This is a genomic window from Janthinobacterium sp. PAMC25594, assembly GCF_019443505.1.
Classification (GTDB): domain Bacteria; phylum Pseudomonadota; class Gammaproteobacteria; order Burkholderiales; family Burkholderiaceae_D; genus Janthinobacterium.
Window position 1 is genome coordinate 4,457,284 of the sequence record NZ_CP080377.1, and the last position, 16,098, is coordinate 4,473,381.

The window sequence follows — 16,098 nt, forward strand, 5'->3', positions numbered from 1 at the left end:
AAAAATGCAACATATCGCTTTTATCGGCCTGGGCAACATGGGCGCGCCGATGGCCCGCAACCTGGTGGCCGCCGGCTTCCACGTGTCCGTGTTCGACCTGGCGCCAGCGGCAGTGGCGTCGCTGGTCGAAGCGGGCGCCACGGCGGCCGCGTCCGCCAGCGCGGCCGTGCAGACGGCCGACGCCGTCATCACCATGCTGCCAGCCAACAAGCACGTGCAGGAACTGTACCTGGGCGCCGGCGGCGTGCTCGACTCGGCCAAGCCCGGCGCCCTGTTCATCGATTGCAGCACCATCGCGGCCGACGTGGCGCGCCAGGTGGCGCAGGCGGCCAGCGAGCGCGGCTTTGCCATGATCGATGCGCCTGTCTCGGGCGGCACGGCAGGCGCGGCGGCCGGCACCCTGACGTTCATCGTCGGCGGCAGCGTAGCGGCCTTGCAGCAGGCGCGGCCCCTGCTGGAAAAGATGGGCAAGAACATCTTCCATGCGGGCGAGGCGGGCGCGGGCCAGGTGGCGAAGATTTGCAACAATATGCTGCTAGGTATCTTGATGGCGGGGACGGCCGAGGCGCTGAACCTGGGCGTGGCGCATGGCCTCGATCCGAAAGTGTTGTCCGACATCATGGCCAAGAGTTCGGGCCGTAACTGGACCCTGGAAGTGTACAACCCGTGGCCCGGTGTCATGGACGGCACGCCCGCGTCGCGCAATTACACGGGCGGCTTCGGCACGGCGCTGATGCTGAAAGACCTGGGCCTGGCGCAGCAGTCGGCCTTGTCGGCGAACGCGCCTACGCCACTGGGCGGCCTGGTGCGCCAGCTGTACCAGATGCATGCGCAAGCCGGTTATGCGCAGCAGGATTTCTCCAGCATCGTGCACATGCTGCAGCCTGGTTTGCAAACGCCTGCCGCCTGAGAAATTTTGGGCAAAAAAAAGCCCGCTGGTAAAAGCGGGCTAAAGCCAATTCTTGGAAGAGTTGGAGGAGACAGATGCATTATGCTGCATCGCCACATATAACTCCAATTTATCTTTGGAATATCAATTATTGATTTTCGTGATATCTCTTCGGGGCGGCCGCCGGCCGCCGCGATCACTTATGCGGCAACGCAGGCGATCTTCACGGAAGTAACGGCCGCCGCGCCCATGGTGCCCACGCCGGTCGACAAGCCCGTGGCCGGATCGGTCTGTACCTTGCATTGCAGGCCAGCGGGGCTGGTGATCACGCTGATGCCGAACGAGCGGCCATCGGCAACCAGGTCAGGCATGGCGAACGTGGCAGCGTCTTTTATCAGGGTCAACTGTTGGAGGCTGCTGCCGTTGGCCAGGACCAGGCCGGCAACGGTCAGTCCCGTAATCGTGCCCCCGACCGGGTAAGCATTTTGCTGGCAGATGACGGCAGCCTGGATGCTGATGTAGTGGCCGGCCGACCCTGTGCCGCCCTGGACGGCGCAATTCATGTGGGCTGGCGGCGTCTGCACGGTAATGTTGTAGTCGGTGCCGTAGTCTATGCGCTTGGGAAAGGTGAACGTGGTGGAGCCGGCAGGCCGCGCGACGGTGTCGCCGCCGTTGGCCAGGACCAGGCCGTCATTGTTCAGGCCAGAGATGGTGCCGCTGACATCGTACGAGGCTTTGCCGCCGCAAGCGGCCAGTCCCACGGTCAGCAACAGCGCGGCCAGAGGGCGCAGGCAGGATAACTTCATATATTTCTCCAAAATAAGGTGGACGAATGGCGCGGCTTACTTCGGCGCGCAGTTCAGTGTCGACGTGTTGGTGGCGCTCGAACCCATGGTGCCGATAGTATCGTGGCCGTCCGCGCTGCCAGAACCCTGGAATTTGCAAATCAGGCCGTCAGGATTGGACTTTACGGAAATGTTGTAGCTCGCGCCATCGGCTACCTGCCGGAAAGTAAAGCTGCTGCTGCCAGCCAGCGGGCTGATGCTATCGTTGGAGCCGTTCACCAGTTGCAGATTGTTGGCAGTCAGGCCCGTGATCGTGCCGCTCAGCGGGTAGGTATTGGTCGTGCAGCTCACGACGGCCGTGCTCACGGAATAGCTCGTTGCCTTGCCGCTGCCATTGGTAATGGTGCACACGGCGCCCTTTGGCTGCTGCGCGATGCTGATATCGTAGCGCTCATCGGTCTTGAGCAGCTTGGTGAAAACAAAGGAGGCCTGGCCCGCAGAAACGGGCAAGCTTTCGCCATTATTCAGCAGAATCAGGCCCTCTTTTGCCAGACTGGACACTTGGCCACTCAGATACAGGTTGCCGCCGCTGCCGCCGCAGGCTGCCAGTGTGACGGCGCAAGCCGCCGCCAGCATCGAGCGCAGGTACAAATTTTTCATACATTCTCCAAAACGAATCAGGTTGGGTAGCGCAACGCGGACGCTGGCGCCGCATTGGAATGGCGCCTATTTTAGTCTATCTGGCAAGCCGAATGATCTTGCCTTGTATCACCCTGTAACAATTTTTCGCCGGGAAGCGCTGGCCCGGCCCCATTTCATGGGGGCGCAGCCATGCCGGCGGCGGCGATCGGTGCGACAATACATGCAGCGTGCGCATCGTGGCGCGGCATCCACCGTGAGTCCCATGTCCCTTGCTCCTGTCAAACCCGCCGTGCCGCCCAAGGCCATCCTGTTCGATCTCGACGATACCTTGTGGCCCATCGCGCCCGTGATTGCCGCCGCAGAAACCCTGCTGCACGACTGGCTGGCCACGCATGCGCCCAGAGTGGCGCAGCAGTTTTCCATCGAGATGCTGCGCCAGCACCGTCTGGCCATGCTGAACGAACAACCGCATTTCCATGGCAACCTGATCGAGTTGCGCCGCGCCGGCCTGCTGGCCGCCTTCGAGGCTGCCGGCGAGGATGCCGCCCTGGTCGACGGCGCCATCGCGCAGTTCCTGGCCGCGCGCCATCGCGTCCAGCCGTATGACGACGTCTTGCCGGGCCTGGCCTGGATGCGCCAGCGCATGCTGGTCGGCTCCATCTCGAATGGCAATGCGGACCTTGAAATTATCGGCCTGGCGCAGCATTTCAAGGTATCGATCGCCGCCAGCGACTTTGGCGTGGCCAAGCCCGATGCCAGTATCTTCCTGGCTGCCTGCGCCGCGCTGGAAGTGGCCCCGCATGAAGCCGTGTATGTGGGCGACGACCTGTATTTCGACGTGACGGGTGCGCAGGGCGCGGGCATGCGTGCCGTGTGGATGAACCGCAAGGGCAGCGACGCCCACCTGGCCGCCGGCGTGCAGCCCGACGCCATCTGCGCCAACTTTGATGAATTGCTGCTGTGGCTGCAGGGGCAACTGGAAGATTGATCGCCGCCGGACGGGCGAACGTGCATAATAGGTGCTGTTACTGCACGTTCGGCCGCTTTCGTTGCCGCTTGCCTAAAAAATACTTGCTAAAAATACTGGCTTAACTAAGACACCATGCAACTCGATACACGTGCCCAAACACTGCTGAAAGCCCTGGTCGAGCGATATATCGCCGACGGCCTGCCGGTCGGTTCGCGCGCCCTGTCGAAAATTTCCGGCCTCGACCTGTCGCCGGCCACGATCCGCAACATCATGGCCGATCTGGAAGAGCTCGGTTATGTGTCCAGTCCGCACACCTCGGCCGGACGCATTCCCACGCCGCGCGGCTACCGCATCTTTGTCGACACCTTGCTGACCGTCCGGCATCTGGACGAGCACATGGTGGAATCGCGCATGCGCCTGCAGACGCCGCAGCCGCAAAAAACCATCGCCAACGCGGCGCAGATGCTGTCGTCGCTGTCGCAATTCGCCGGCGTCGTGCTCAGTCCGCGCCGCGAATCCGTGTTCCAGCAAATCGAATTCCTGCGCCTGTCCGAAAAGCGCATCCTGCTCGTCATCGTTGCCCCGAGCGGCGACGTGCAGAACCGTTTATTGCTGACGGAAGCCGACTATACGCCGGCGCAACTGGTGCAATCGGCCAATTACATCAACCAGAATTATGGCGGCCTGTCATTCGACGCCGTGCGCGTGCGCCTGCAGGGCGAACTGCGCCAGCTGCGCGACGACATGGGCAGCCTGATGCAGGCGGCCGTGGAAGCGGGCAGCGAAGCGATGGCCGACCATAGCGACGACATGGTCATTTCCGGTGAACGCAACTTGCTCAGCGTGAGCGATCTGTCATCGAATATGCATTCGCTGCGCCAGATGTTCGACATGTTCGAGCAAAAAACGGGCTTGATGCAGCTGCTCGACGTGTCGAGCAAGGCGACGGGCGTGCAGATTTTCATCGGCGGCGAATCGAACCTGGTGCCGATGGACGAGATGAGCGTGGTGACGGCGCCGTATGAAGTCAACGGCAAGATCGTGGGAACGCTGGGAGTGATCGGACCGACGCGCATGGCTTACGAGCGCGTCATTCCGATCGTCGATATCACGGCCAAACTGCTGTCAAGCGCGCTCAGCCATCATTGATGCTGCTCCATGCCGTGCCAGCCGCCCCGTGGGAGCGGCTGGCAAGCGTCAGGCGGTTTTATGCGGGCAAGCCGTCTTGATGCAGTTGCCGTAGATGGCCAAGGCGTGTTCGGCGATCTTGAAGCCGCGCTCTTCAGCCACTTTTTGCTGGCGGATTTCGATCTCTTCGTCGAAGAATTCTTCGACCCGGCCACAGTCGAGGCACACCAGATGGTCGTGGTGGGAACCTTCGTTGAGTTCGAAAATTGCCTTGCCGGTTTCAAAATGGTTGCGGTTGAGCAAGCCTGCCTGTTCAAACTGCGTCAGGACACGGTAGACGGTTGCCAAACCGACATCCATATTGTCGGCCAGCAGAATTTTATAGACGTCTTCCGCTGTCAGGTGGCGTACCGGGCTACTCTGGAAGATATCGAGTATCTTCAGGCGTGGCAGGGTGGCTTTCAGGCCGCTTGCCTTGAGATCACTAGGATTGTTACTCATGTTTGTTGCTCGTATGTGGGTCAGGTGCTTTATCATATAGCGTTTTGTCGGGGAGTGCCAAAATATGCATTTTTTGGCAGGCCGGTCACTCCTGGCGTTTTGTTCATCCAATTGAGGTCATTTATGCGCGTAACACCGGCTGTATTGCCATCTCTCTGGCACCGTATTTCATTTCGAGCACCAGTCGTGGCAGGCATGGTCTGTGTCGCGCTGGTCATGTCCGGCTGCGCCAGCCGCGGCATCCTTGGCGAAAAGCCGGCGGTGACGCTCAAGGAAGGCCAGGAAGTCGTTCCGGAAAAAGGTGCGCAGACCACCACGGTGACGCCGTTGCAAAAATTCATGTGGTTTTTCTCGCCGTATCGTCCTGACATTCAACAAGGCAACTTTGTCTCCGAAGAGATGCTGGCCCAGTTGAAAGTGGGCATGACGCGCGATCAGGTACGTTTCGTCCTCGGCACCTCGCTGTTGACCGATATTTTCCATGCCGACCGCTGGGATTATCCATTCCGCCTGGCCCGGGGCAGTGGCGAAACCACCAGCAGCCGCGTGGTTGTGTTCTTTGATAAAGAAGGCAAGGTAGCCCGTTTCGAAGGCGGCAACTTGCCGACCGAGAAAGAATACATCGACCGCATCGCCGGTCCGTCGCCGTTCGCCAAGGTCGCCAAGGCCGACGTGCCTGCCGCCGCCGTGCCGTCGCCCGTGGCGCCGAGCGCCGTGCCCGTGCCGGCCGATGCCGCTCCCGCCATTCCTGTGAGCAAGCCTGAAGTTGCACCTGCACCTGCCGCCGAGCCCACCAAATAAGTTGCTGTAAGAGAATAAAATGACTGAACTGAAAATCGCCATCGCTGGCGCCAGCGGCCGCATGGGCCATATCCTGATCGAAGCCGTCAGCAACGCGCCCGACGCCGTGCTGGCCGGTGCGCTCGACCGCGCTGGTTCGCCGTCCGTCGGCCAGGACGCCGCCGCCTTTCTGGGCAAGCCTGCCGGCGTGCTGATCGAATCCGATTTGGCCACCGGCCTGGCCGGCGCCGATTACCTGATCGACTTCACGCGCCCCGAAGGCACTTTGCAGCACCTGGCGTATTGCGCCGAGCACGGCATCAAGATGATCATCGGCACCACCGGCTTCGATGACGCGGGCAAGGCGGCCATTGCCGCCGCCGCCGAAAAGACGGCCATCATGTTCGCGCCGAACATGAGCGTGGGCGTGAATGTCACCATGAAGTTGCTGGAACTGGCCGCGAAAAGCCTGTCCGAAGGCTACGACATCGAAATCGTCGAAGCGCATCACCGCCACAAGGTCGACGCGCCATCGGGCACCGCCCTGCAAATGGGTGAAGTGGTGGCCGGCGCCCTGGGCCGCGACCTGAAGGAATGCGCCGTGTACGGCCGCGAAGGCGTGACGGGCGAACGCGACCCGTCGACCATCGGCTTTGCCACCATCCGCGGCGGCGATATCGTCGGCGATCATACGGTGCTGTTTGCCGGCATCGGCGAGCGCATCGAGATCAGCCACAAGTCGAGCAGCCGCGTCACCTACGCCCACGGCGCGCTGCGCGCCGCGCGTTTCCTGGCCGACAAGCCGACCGGCCTGTTCGACATGCAGGATGTGCTGTCGCTGAAGAACTGAGGAAGACCATGGCCACTGCCATCCTGAATGGAAAAGACATCACCGACGAAGCGAGCTTTCACGCGCAATGCGTGCCAGCCTTCGGTTTCCCCGCGTTCTACGGCAACAGCATGGATGCTTGGGTCGATTGCCTCAGCTATCTGCGCGATGACGAAAACATGACGCAGTTCCGTTTGAAACCGAACGAAGTGCTGGAAATCGTGGTGCAGGACGCTGACGCGATGAAGGCGCAAGTGCCTGATTTACTGGAAGAAATCACGTTCTGTATCGCCGGCATCAATGAGCGCTATGAAGATTATGGCGAGAAGCCGGCGTTGAAACTGGTACTCAAGTGAATAGAATCGTAGGTCGGATTAGGCCCTGCGGGCCGTAATCCGACAACATTGTTGGCTGTGCAAGTCGGATTACGCGCAAGCGCTAATCCGACCTACGTCCAGACGACCAACATTTACACCACCTTGCGCTCACGCAAGCCGTCGATCTGGCCGCTATCGAGCCCCAGCCACTGCTGCAGCACCTCTTGCGTATGCTGCCCCAGCAACGGCGGCGGCAAGCGGTACTGCACGGGCGAGCCGGACAGGCGCACGGGATTGGCCACCAGCGCAACAGTCCCCGCCGTCGGATGCGGCATTTCCACTTTCAAGCCACGCGCCACCACTTGCGGGTCGGCAAACACCTGGTCGATGCGGTTGACGGGGCCGCATGGCACGGCTTGCGCCTCGAAGGCGCTGATCCACTCGGCCGTCGTGCGCATGACCGTGGTCTGGCGCATCAACGGTATCAGGATCGCCCGGTGCGCCACGCGCTGCGGGTTGCTCATGAAACGTTCGTCCTGTGCCCATTCCGGGTGGCCGGCGACGGCGCAAAAGCGGGAAAATTGCCCATCGTTGCCGATCGCCAGAATCATGTCGCCATCGGCCGTGGGAAAGTCCTGGTACGGCACGATGTTCGGATGCGCATTGCCCATGCGTTGCGGCACTTTGCCGCCGCACAAGTAATTCGCCGCCTGGTTGCCCAGCGCCGCCACTTGCACGTCGAGCAGGGCCAGGTCGATATGCTGGCCCAGGCCCGAGCGCTCGCGTTCGGCCAGCGCCGCCTGCACGGCGATGGTGGCGTACAGGCCCGTCATGATGTCCGTTTGTGCCACGCCCACTTTTTGCGGTCCGGCGCCCGGTTGGCCATCGGGCACGCCCGTGATGCTCATCAAGCCGCCCATGCCCTGGATCAAGAAGTCATAGCCGGCGCGCGCCGCGTACGGCCCATCCTGGCCGAAGCCGGTAATCGAGCAATACACGAGGCGCGGGTTGAGTGCCAGCAAGCTGGCCGCGTCTAAACCGTATTGCTTCAAGCCACCCAATTTGAAATTTTCCAGCAAGACATCCGCTTCGGCGGCCAGCTGGCGCACCAGCGCCTGGCCTTCAGGCGCGGCCAGGTCGATGCACAAGGAGCGCTTGTTGCGGTTGGCGCACTGGAAATAGGCGGCCTCGGCGGTGTCGCGGCCATCTTCATCTTTCAGATACGGCGGACCCCAGGAGCGCGTGTCGTCGCCGCGGCCCGGCTGTTCGACCTTGACCACGTCGGCACCGAGGTCGGCCAGCATCTGCCCGGCCCAAGGGCCGGCCAGCACGCGCGACAGATCGAGCACGCGCAAGCCGGTCAGCGGTGCGGGCCGCAAGGTGGAAGCCAAGGCGTCCATCAGTTGCTGAAGGCGGCGATGCCGGTGATGGCGCGGCCGATGATCAGCGCGTGCACATCGTGCGTGCCTTCATAGGTGTTGACCACTTCCAGGTTGACCAGGTGGCGGATCACGCCGAACTCGTCGGAAATGCCATTGCCGCCCATCATGTCGCGCGCCACGCGGGCAATATCGAGCGCCTTGCCGCAGCTGTTGCGTTTCATGATAGACGTGATTTCCACGGCGGGCGAACCCTCATCCTTCATGCGACCCAGGCGCAAACAGCCTTGCAAGCCCATGGTGATTTCCGTCAACATATCCGCCAGTTTCTTTTGCACCAACTGGTTCGCGGCCAGCGGACGGCCGAATTGCTGGCGGTCCATCGTGTACTGGCGCGCTTTCAGGTAGCAATCTTCGGCCGCGCCCAGCGCGCCCCAGGCGATGCCGTAGCGGGCGCTGTTCAGGCAGGTAAATGGACCCTTCAAGCCGCGCACGTCGGGGAAGGCGTTTTCTTCCGGGCAAAACACTTCATCCATGACGATTTCACCGGTGATGCTGGTGCGCAAGCCGACCTTGCCGTGGATTTCCGGCGCCGACAAACCCTTCCAGCCTTTTTCCAGTACGAAGCCGCGGATCGCGCCTTCATCGTCCTTGGCCCAGACGACGAACACATCCGCGATCGGACTGTTGGTGATCCACATCTTGGCGCCGGACAGGCTGTAGCCGCCCGGCACCTTGCGCGCGCGCGTGACCATGCTGCCAGGGTCGGAGCCGTGGTTCGGTTCCGTCAGGCCGAAGCAGCCGATGAATTCGCCCGTCGCCAGTTTCGGCAGGTACTTCTGTTTCGTTTCTTCGTTGCCGAAGGCATGGATCGGCACCATCACCAGCGACGATTGCACGCTCATCATCGAGCGGTAGCCCGAATCGACGCGCTCGACTTCGCGCGCGGCCAGGCCGTAGCAGACGTAGTTCAGGCCGGCGCCGCCGTATTCTTCGGGTATGGTCGTACCCAGCAAGCCCAGTTCTCCCATTTCGCGGAAGATGGCCGCGTCCGTGCGGCCATGGCGGAACGATTCGAGGACCCTAGGCACCAGGCTGCCCTGGCAATAGTCGCGGGCCGCTTCCAGCACGGCGCGTTCGTCGCCCGTCAGTTGTTCTTCCAGCAGCAGGGGGGAATTCCAGTCGAATACGGTTTTGCTCATCACAGGCCTCGCAGGTGAGCGCCGGTGATCGGCGCAAGATTGAATATGGCTCATGGTAGGTTCTTGCCTAGCCTTGCGCAAACGATTTTTTCGCACCCAGACATGCGTGTTGCGCATATCTTGCGGCATACTGATGTTCTTTCACCGGCCCGATACCCCATGTCACGCAAAATCCCGATGCTGCAGGCGCTCAATTGTTTCGAGGCAGCCGCGCGCCACCAGAGCTACACGCACGCGGCGCGCGAACTGTCGCTGACACAAAGCGCCGTCTCGCGGCAGATTTCATCGCTGGAATGCTTTCTTGGGGTGCAACTGTTCCAGCGCACGCGCCATGGCGTGCTGCTGACCAGCGCCGGCGCCGCGTATGCGCGGCAGATCGCGGCCCGCCTCGATGGCCTGGAGCGCGACACGCTCGACACCATGGCGCGCCAGGGCGGTGGCGGCGCCTTGCAGCTCGCTTCCGTGCCCACGTTTGCCACGCGCTGGCTGATGCCGCGCCTGGGCTCGCTGGCAGGGCTGCACCCGGACATCGTCGTGCATATCGACGCGTATACAAAACCGTTCATGTTTGCCGATACGGAATACGACGGCGCCCTGTACGCGGGCACGCCCGAGCAGCTGGCGCGCTGGCCCGGCACGCGCGCCACCTTGCTGATGCATGAAGAAATCGTGCCCGTCGCCAGCCCGCGCCTGCTGGCGGCGCGCAGTCAGTGGCAGCCGCACGATGTATTGGAGCTGACCTTGTTGCAACAAAGTACGCGCCCGGGCGCCTGGCGCCAGTGGTTTGACGCCATGCAGGTTGATGGGGAACTGGCGCGCTACGGCGCCCGCTACGAACTGTTTTCCATGCTGGCCATGGCGGCCGTGCAGGGGCAAGGGGCCGTCCTGCTGCCGCGCATGCTGGTCGAAGCGGAACTGGCGCGTGGCGAACTGCGCATCGTCTGCGAGCGCCCACTGCGCGGCCAGCGCGCGTATTACCTGATCACGCCCGAGGCGGCGCACGAAAAGACGGCCTTGCAGCAATTGCGTGCATGGCTGCAGGACGAGGCGGCCTAGACGACCTTGGCGGTATCGAAGTGGGGATTGTCGATCAGGCCGATCTGGTTGCCGAACGGGTCGAGCAATTCCACCGTGCGGATGCCGTCGCCCACGTCCGTGATCGGATGGTGCAGGATGCCGCCCAGCCCGACGATGCGCTCGACTTCCTGCTCGATGCCGTCCACGCCCCAGTACGTCACGCTGCCTTGCGTGCCTGGCTCGCCGCCCGGCATCAGCCCAAGTTCGAAGCCGCCAATGGCAAAACCCACATAAAACGGCTGGTCGAAATACGGCATCGCGTTAAATACCTGGCTGTACCAGGCTTTGGCCTGGTCCAGGTCGGGGACGGGGTAGGTGACGGTGCGTAAACCCTTGATCATGTTCTGCTCCTGATGAATGAAGAATAACGCCATCATGCCACCGGCGTGCGGCGCGTGATTGTAAAAATGGAAGGTTTCAATGGTGGCGGCGCATGAACCACGCCTCGGGTGAACTGCGGGCGAAATCCTGGAAGTCGTGGATCAGGTGGGACTGGTCGAAATAACCGAATTGCAAGGCCACTTGCGCCCAGTCCGGCTGCCCCGCCAGGCTTTGCATGCCGGCGCTGGCGGCGCGGAAACGGCAGATACGGGAAAACAATTTCGGGCTGATGCCGACGTGCTGGCGAAATTGCAGCGCCAGGTGCTGGCGCGACACGCCCAGTTGCGCGGCCAATGCCTCCACGCGCACCTGGCCGGATGCGCGTTCGATGGCCGCGATGGCATGTTCGGCCGCACCGGCCTGGCGCCGTGGCGGCGCGCTGCGCAAGCGCAGCAGCAGATAATCTTGCAAAACAGAAACTCTTTGCGCATTCGACAAGGGCTCGCTCCACAGCGCGTCACCGAGGCGTGCCGCCAGTTCGCGGCCCCACAGCTGCTGCAATCCTGTGCGGCCATCGCTCAGTTCGCACAAGGGCAGCTGGAAGAAGCGCGCTGCCGCGCCCGGCTTGAAGCGGGCCGCCACCGTCTGCACGAGGCCCAGACTGGCGACGGCAATCGGCGCCGTCATCATGCCCACGGCAAAGCTGGCATCTTGCTGGTCCTGGCACAGGATGTCGATGCAATTGTCGGGCAAGACCTGGTGCGTGACGGGCGTGGCGCCCGTCCGCACGCGGCAGGTCCAGACGCAGTCCAGCCAGGGCCGCAGGGCGGGGAGGGGCGGATATTCCTGGTAGACGATCATGGCCGGCTTTGATGTAAAGAACAAGATTGCCCATATATTACACAGCATAATTGTGCGCCGGCCAAAATTTGCCGGCCCGGGCCGCCAGCGCGCCGCGCTATCCGGCGGCGACAACCAGTATAATGCTCGGTTCATATCCACTATTGGCCGCACATCATGCAAGATAAATATAGTCCCGCCGACGTCGAACAAGCCGCCCAATCGCACTGGAAGGCGATCGACGCCTACAAAGTCGTCGAACACGACCCGCGTTTCCCAAAAGGCAAGTATTTTGCCTGCTCGATGCTGCCTTACCCTTCGGGCAAGCTGCACATGGGTCACGTGCGCAACTATACGATCAATGACGTGATGTACCGCTACCTGCGCATGAACGGCTACAACGTGCTCATGCCGATGGGCTGGGATGCGTTCGGCATGCCTGCGGAAAACGCGGCCATGGCCAACAACGTGCCGCCCGCGCAATGGACGTATTCGAACATCGCCCACATGAAGCAGCAGATGGAATCGATGGGCCTGGCCATCGACTGGTCGCGCGAAATGACCGCCTGCAAGCCTGAATACTACAAATGGAACCAGTGGATGTTCCTGAAGATGCTGGAAAAAGGCATCATCTACAAGAAGACCGGTACCGTGAACTGGGACCCGATCGACCAGACCGTGCTGGCCAACGAACAAGTGGTCGATGGCCGCGGCTGGCGTTCCGGCGCGCCGATCGAAAAGCGCGAAATCCCCATGTACTACGCGCGCATCACCGATTACGCGGAAGAATTGCTGGCGTATGTGGACGACAAGCTGCCGGGCTGGCCCGAGCGCGTGCGCACCATGCAGACCAACTGGATCGGCAAGTCGACGGGCGTGCGCTTCGCCTTCCCGCATGCCATCAAGGACGCGAATGGCGCCCTGATCGGCGACGGCAAGCTGTATGTGTTTACCACGCGTCCTGACACCGTCATGGGCGTGACCTTCTGCGCCGTGGCCGCCGAGCACCCGCTGGCGCTCCACGCCGCGCAAAGCAATCCTGCGCTGGCCGCCTTCAACGCCGAATGCAAGCTCGGTTCCGTGATCGAAGCGGACATGGCGACGATGGAGAAGAAGGGCATGCCGACCGGCCTGTTCGTCACGCATCCGCTGACGGGCGCGCAAGTGGAAGTGTGGGTCGGCAATTACGTGCTGATGACCTATGGCGATGGCGCCGTGATGGGCGTGCCGGCGCATGACGAACGCGATTTCGGCTTCGCCAAAAAATACAATCTGCCGATCAAGCAAGTGATCGAAGTCAAGGGTCAGGAATTTTCGACCGATGCGTGGCAGGAATCGTATGGCAGCAAGGACGGCGTCTGCATCGCCTCCGGCAAATACGACGGCCTGCATTTCGCTTCCGCCGTCGATGCGGTGGCCGCCGACCTGGCAGACCTGGGCCTGGGCGAAAAGAAAACCACGTTCCGCCTGCGCGACTGGGGCATTTCGCGCCAGCGCTACTGGGGCACGCCGATCCCGATGATCCATTGCGCCGATTGCGGCGTGGTGCCGGTACCGGAAAAAGATCTGCCGGTGGTGCTGCCGGAAGACTGCGTGCCGGATGGCACGGGCAATCCGCTGAACAAATACGAAGCCTTCCTGCAGTGCGACTGCCCGCAGTGCGGCAAGCCGGCGCGCCGCGAGACGGACACCATGGATACCTTCGTCGATTCGTCGTGGTATTACATGCGCTATACCTCGCCAGGCTCGAACGACGCCATGGTCGATGCGCGCAACGATTACTGGATGCCGATGGACCAGTACATCGGCGGCATCGAACACGCCGTCATGCACTTGCTGTACGCGCGCTTCTGGACCAAGATCATGCGCGATTTCGGCCTGGTCAAGTTCGACGAGCCGTTCGTCAATCTGCTGACGCAAGGCATGGTGCTCAACGAAACATATTATCGCAAGGACGCGGTGGGCAAGACCACCTGGTTCAACCCGGACGACGTGCGCCTGTCGCTGGACGACAAGGGTCGTCCGCAAAGCGCCGTCCTGGTGGCCGATGGCCAGCCGGTGGAAATCGGCGGCACGGAAAAAATGTCGAAGTCGAAGAACAACGGCATCGACCCGCAAGCGCAGATCGAGCAGTACGGCGCCGACACGGCCCGTTTGTTTACCATGTTCGCCTCGCCGCCGGAACAGACGCTGGAATGGTCGGGCAGCGGCGTCGAAGGCGCGAACCGCTTCCTGCGCCGCGTGTGGAACTTCGGCTACGCCCAGTCGGCCACCATTCAAGCCGCACTGGCTGGCGGCGCCGCACCGGCCACCGGCGACGCGCAGAAAAACCTGCGCCGCGAATTGCACAAGCTGCTGCAGCAGGCCGATTACGACTTGAAGCGCATCCAGTACAACACCGTGGTGTCGGCCTGCATGAAGATGCTCAACACGCTGGAATCGGCCAAGCTGGACGACAGCGCGCAGTCGAAGGCGCTGATCGCCGAAGGCTTCTCCATCTTCCTGCGCCTGCTCAATCCTGTCGCGCCGCACATCACCCACGTGCTGTGGCAGGAACTGGGCTACGCTGGCGTGCACGGCGACCTGCTCAACGTCGCCTGGCCGCAGGTCGACCCAGCCGCATTGGAGCAATCCGAGATCGAGATGATGATCCAGGTGAACGGCAAGCTGCGCGGCTCGATCACGGTGTCCAAGGATGCGGACAAGGCCAGCATCGAAGCGGCCGCGCTGGCGTGCGAAAGTGTGCAAAAGTACGTCGAGACCACGCCGAAGAAGATCATCGTCGTGCCAGGCAAGTTAATCAGCATTGTGGTGTAATCATGACGACTTCCTCTCACGTATCGCTGTTGGGCCGCCGTGCCGTGCTGGCTTTGGGGCTGACTGTTTTGTTGTCGGCCTGCGGCTTTCATTTGCGCGGTTCGAATGGCAGTTTCATGCTGCCGTTCGCGACGATGTACATCGGCCTGCCCGAGACATCGCCGCTGGCGATTGGCCTGAAGCGCTATATCCGCGCCATCGGCAGCACGGAGGTGGTCGACACCAAGGATGGCGCCGACGCTGTCCTTGACGTGCTCACCGACCCGGAGAGGAATCGTACCAAGACCATTTTGTCGCTGAACAAAAATGGCCGCGTACAAGAGTATCAACTCGGCTATTCGATCAATTTCCGCGTCCTGGACAAGGCCGGCAACCAGTTGCTGGCACCGACGACCATCAGCCTGGTGCGTCCGATTACCTTCGACGAGTCGCAGGTGCTGGCCAAGGAAACCGAGGAGGCGGCGTTGTACCGCGACATGCGCAACGACCTGGTGCAGCAGATCATGCGCCGCCTGGCCGCCATCAAGCCGGTGCTGCCAGCCATGTCGGTGGCGCCCGTGACTCCGGTCGCGCCGGCAGCCCCGCAGCAGTAACGGGGACGCCATGCAATTGCGGATAGACGCGCTCGACGGGCATGTGGCCAAGCCGCTGGCGCAGCTCTATGTGATCACCAGCGACGAACACTTGCTGGCGCTGGAAGCGGCCGACAAGATCCGTCGCGCGGCGCGCGCGCAGGGCTATTCCGAGCGCGACGTGCTGACGGTGGAGCGCAGCTTCAAGTGGGGCGAACTGCTGGCGGCGAACCAGGAGCTGTCGCTGTTCGGCGATAAAAAACTGATCGAGCTGCGCATCCCCACCGGCAAGCCGGGCAAGGATGGCGGGGCGGCGCTGCAAAGCTATGCGAAAAACCTCAGCCCCGACAACCTGACCCTGATCACCTTGCCCAAGCTGGACTGGGCCACGCAGAAGGCGGCCTGGGTCGCCAGCCTGCAGCAGGCGGCCGTGTATATCGAGATTCCGAATGTGGAGCGGGCGCAGTTGCCGGCCTGGATCTCCCAGCGCCTGGCCGCGCAGGGCCAGAGCGCGGAGCGCGCCAGCATCGACTTCATCGCCGAACGGGTGGAGGGCAATTTGCTGGCGGCGCACCAGGAGATCCAGAAACTGGGCTTGCTGCACGCGGCGGGCAAGCTGACGTATGAGCAAGTGCAGGACGCGGTGCTGAACGTGGCCCGCTACGATGTCTTCAAGCTGTCCGAAGCCATGCTGGCCGGCGATCCGGCGCGCCTGGTGCGCATGCTTGAAGGCTTGAAAGGCGAGGGCGAGGCGCTGCCGCTGGTGCTGTGGGCCGTCTCCGAGGAAATCCGCACGCTGTTAAAATTGAAGGCCGGCATGGCACAAGGGCGCCCATTGGGCGCGCTGCTGAAGGAATACCGCATCTGGGGACCGCGCGAGCGGATGATGGAACCGGCCCTGCGGCGCATCTCGCTGCCCGTGCTGGAAGCGGCGCTGCAGCAGGCGGCGCAGGTGGACAAGATGATCAAGGGCTTGCGCGCCAAGGGCTATGCAGGCGATGCCTGGGACGCCATGCTGCAGCTGGGCCTGAAGATCGCCAAGGGTTAAC

The 16,098-nt window shown here is 62.3% G+C and carries 17 protein-coding genes; 10 read left to right on the forward strand and 7 right to left on the reverse strand.

Annotated elements, in window-relative coordinates; genetic code table 11:
* The first annotated feature begins 4 nt into the window (after positions 1-4).
* Positions 5-910 carry a 3-hydroxyisobutyrate dehydrogenase gene (gene mmsB / locus KY494_RS19935; protein WP_219132473.1) on the forward strand — a complete coding sequence of 302 codons (906 nt, stop codon included), beginning with the start codon at positions 5-7 and terminating at the stop codon, positions 908-910.
* Positions 911-1,089: 179 nt separating this feature from the next.
* Here the strand turns inward: mmsB and KY494_RS19940 are convergent, their stop codons facing one another.
* Both KY494_RS19940 and KY494_RS19945 read right to left on the reverse strand, forming a co-directional pair.
* Positions 1,090-1,695: a hypothetical protein gene (locus KY494_RS19940; protein ID WP_219132474.1), complete on the reverse strand. Its 606-nt coding sequence runs from the start codon at positions 1,693-1,695 to the stop codon at positions 1,090-1,092.
* A 36-nt stretch (positions 1,696-1,731) separates the two neighbouring features.
* The gene (locus tag KY494_RS19945; RefSeq protein WP_219887960.1) at positions 1,732-2,334 is read right to left on the reverse strand and encodes a hypothetical protein; all 603 of its coding nucleotides are present in this window, start codon (positions 2,332-2,334) and stop codon (positions 1,732-1,734) included.
* A 244-nt stretch (positions 2,335-2,578) separates the two neighbouring features.
* On the opposite strand from KY494_RS19945, the gene KY494_RS19950 reads away from it, so the two are divergent.
* Both KY494_RS19950 and hrcA read left to right on the forward strand, forming a co-directional pair.
* On the forward strand, positions 2,579-3,304 hold the full coding sequence (locus KY494_RS19950; RefSeq protein ID WP_219887961.1) for an HAD family hydrolase: 726 nt from the start codon (positions 2,579-2,581) through the stop codon (positions 3,302-3,304).
* 114 nt (positions 3,305-3,418) lie between these two features.
* The gene (gene hrcA / locus KY494_RS19955; RefSeq protein WP_219887962.1) at positions 3,419-4,435 is read left to right on the forward strand and encodes a heat-inducible transcriptional repressor HrcA; all 1,017 of its coding nucleotides are present in this window, start codon (positions 3,419-3,421) and stop codon (positions 4,433-4,435) included.
* A gap of 48 nt (positions 4,436-4,483) precedes the next feature.
* On the opposite strand, the gene fur is transcribed toward hrcA, so the two are convergent.
* Positions 4,484-4,915, reverse strand: a complete 432-nt coding sequence (fur, locus tag KY494_RS19960; RefSeq protein WP_099761922.1) for a ferric iron uptake transcriptional regulator — start codon at positions 4,913-4,915, stop codon at positions 4,484-4,486.
* Between the two features lie 195 nt (positions 4,916-5,110).
* On the opposite strand from fur, the gene bamE reads away from it, so the two are divergent.
* Genes bamE through KY494_RS19975 form a run of 3 tightly spaced genes read left to right on the forward strand, consistent with a single transcriptional unit; the run spans position 5,111 to position 6,880 of the window.
* Complete coding sequence (gene bamE / locus KY494_RS19965; protein ID WP_258194954.1) at positions 5,111-5,716, forward strand: outer membrane protein assembly factor BamE; 606 nt, start codon at positions 5,111-5,113, stop codon at positions 5,714-5,716.
* A 19-nt stretch (positions 5,717-5,735) separates the two neighbouring features.
* On the forward strand, positions 5,736-6,545 hold the full coding sequence (dapB, locus tag KY494_RS19970; protein WP_219887963.1) for a 4-hydroxy-tetrahydrodipicolinate reductase: 810 nt from the start codon (positions 5,736-5,738) through the stop codon (positions 6,543-6,545).
* Between the two features lie 8 nt (positions 6,546-6,553).
* Positions 6,554-6,880, forward strand: a complete 327-nt coding sequence (locus KY494_RS19975) for a barstar family protein (protein ID WP_219887964.1) — start codon at positions 6,554-6,556, stop codon at positions 6,878-6,880.
* Positions 6,881-6,993: 113 nt separating this feature from the next.
* Here KY494_RS19975 and KY494_RS19980 read toward each other — a convergent pair whose 3' ends face one another.
* The gene (locus tag KY494_RS19980; RefSeq protein ID WP_219887965.1) at positions 6,994-8,241 is read right to left on the reverse strand and encodes a CaiB/BaiF CoA-transferase family protein; all 1,248 of its coding nucleotides are present in this window, start codon (positions 8,239-8,241) and stop codon (positions 6,994-6,996) included.
* Positions 8,241-9,422, reverse strand: a complete 1,182-nt coding sequence (locus tag KY494_RS19985; RefSeq protein ID WP_219132480.1) for an acyl-CoA dehydrogenase — start codon at positions 9,420-9,422, stop codon at positions 8,241-8,243. Before KY494_RS19985 ends, KY494_RS19980 begins: the two co-directional genes overlap by 1 nt.
* 159 nt (positions 9,423-9,581) lie before the next feature.
* Here KY494_RS19985 and KY494_RS19990 point away from each other — a divergent pair, with 159 nt between their 5' ends.
* A complete protein-coding gene (locus KY494_RS19990) occupies positions 9,582-10,478 on the forward strand; it encodes a LysR substrate-binding domain-containing protein (protein ID WP_219887966.1) in 897 nt (298 codons plus the stop codon).
* On the opposite strand, the gene KY494_RS19995 is transcribed toward KY494_RS19990, so the two are convergent.
* Both KY494_RS19995 and KY494_RS20000 read right to left on the reverse strand, forming a co-directional pair.
* Positions 10,475-10,840, reverse strand: a complete 366-nt coding sequence (locus KY494_RS19995; RefSeq protein ID WP_219887967.1) for a VOC family protein — start codon at positions 10,838-10,840, stop codon at positions 10,475-10,477. The genes KY494_RS19990 and KY494_RS19995 overlap by 4 nt on opposite strands.
* 76 nt (positions 10,841-10,916) lie before the next feature.
* The gene (locus tag KY494_RS20000; protein WP_258194344.1) at positions 10,917-11,705 is read right to left on the reverse strand and encodes a helix-turn-helix domain-containing protein; all 789 of its coding nucleotides are present in this window, start codon (positions 11,703-11,705) and stop codon (positions 10,917-10,919) included.
* A 132-nt stretch (positions 11,706-11,837) separates the two neighbouring features.
* Between KY494_RS20000 and leuS the strand changes: the two genes are divergently transcribed.
* From leuS to holA, 3 genes are read left to right on the forward strand one after another with little or no spacing between them, the layout of a single operon-like run.
* Positions 11,838-14,477, forward strand: a complete 2,640-nt coding sequence (gene leuS, locus KY494_RS20005) for a leucine--tRNA ligase (protein WP_219887968.1) — start codon at positions 11,838-11,840, stop codon at positions 14,475-14,477.
* Positions 14,478-14,479: 2 nt separating this feature from the next.
* Positions 14,480-15,070, forward strand: a complete 591-nt coding sequence (gene lptE, locus KY494_RS20010; RefSeq protein ID WP_219132484.1) for an LPS assembly lipoprotein LptE — start codon at positions 14,480-14,482, stop codon at positions 15,068-15,070.
* 10 nt (positions 15,071-15,080) lie between these two features.
* A complete protein-coding gene (holA, locus tag KY494_RS20015) occupies positions 15,081-16,097 on the forward strand; it encodes a DNA polymerase III subunit delta (protein WP_219132485.1) in 1,017 nt (338 codons plus the stop codon).
* Position 16,098 lies beyond the last annotated feature (1 nt).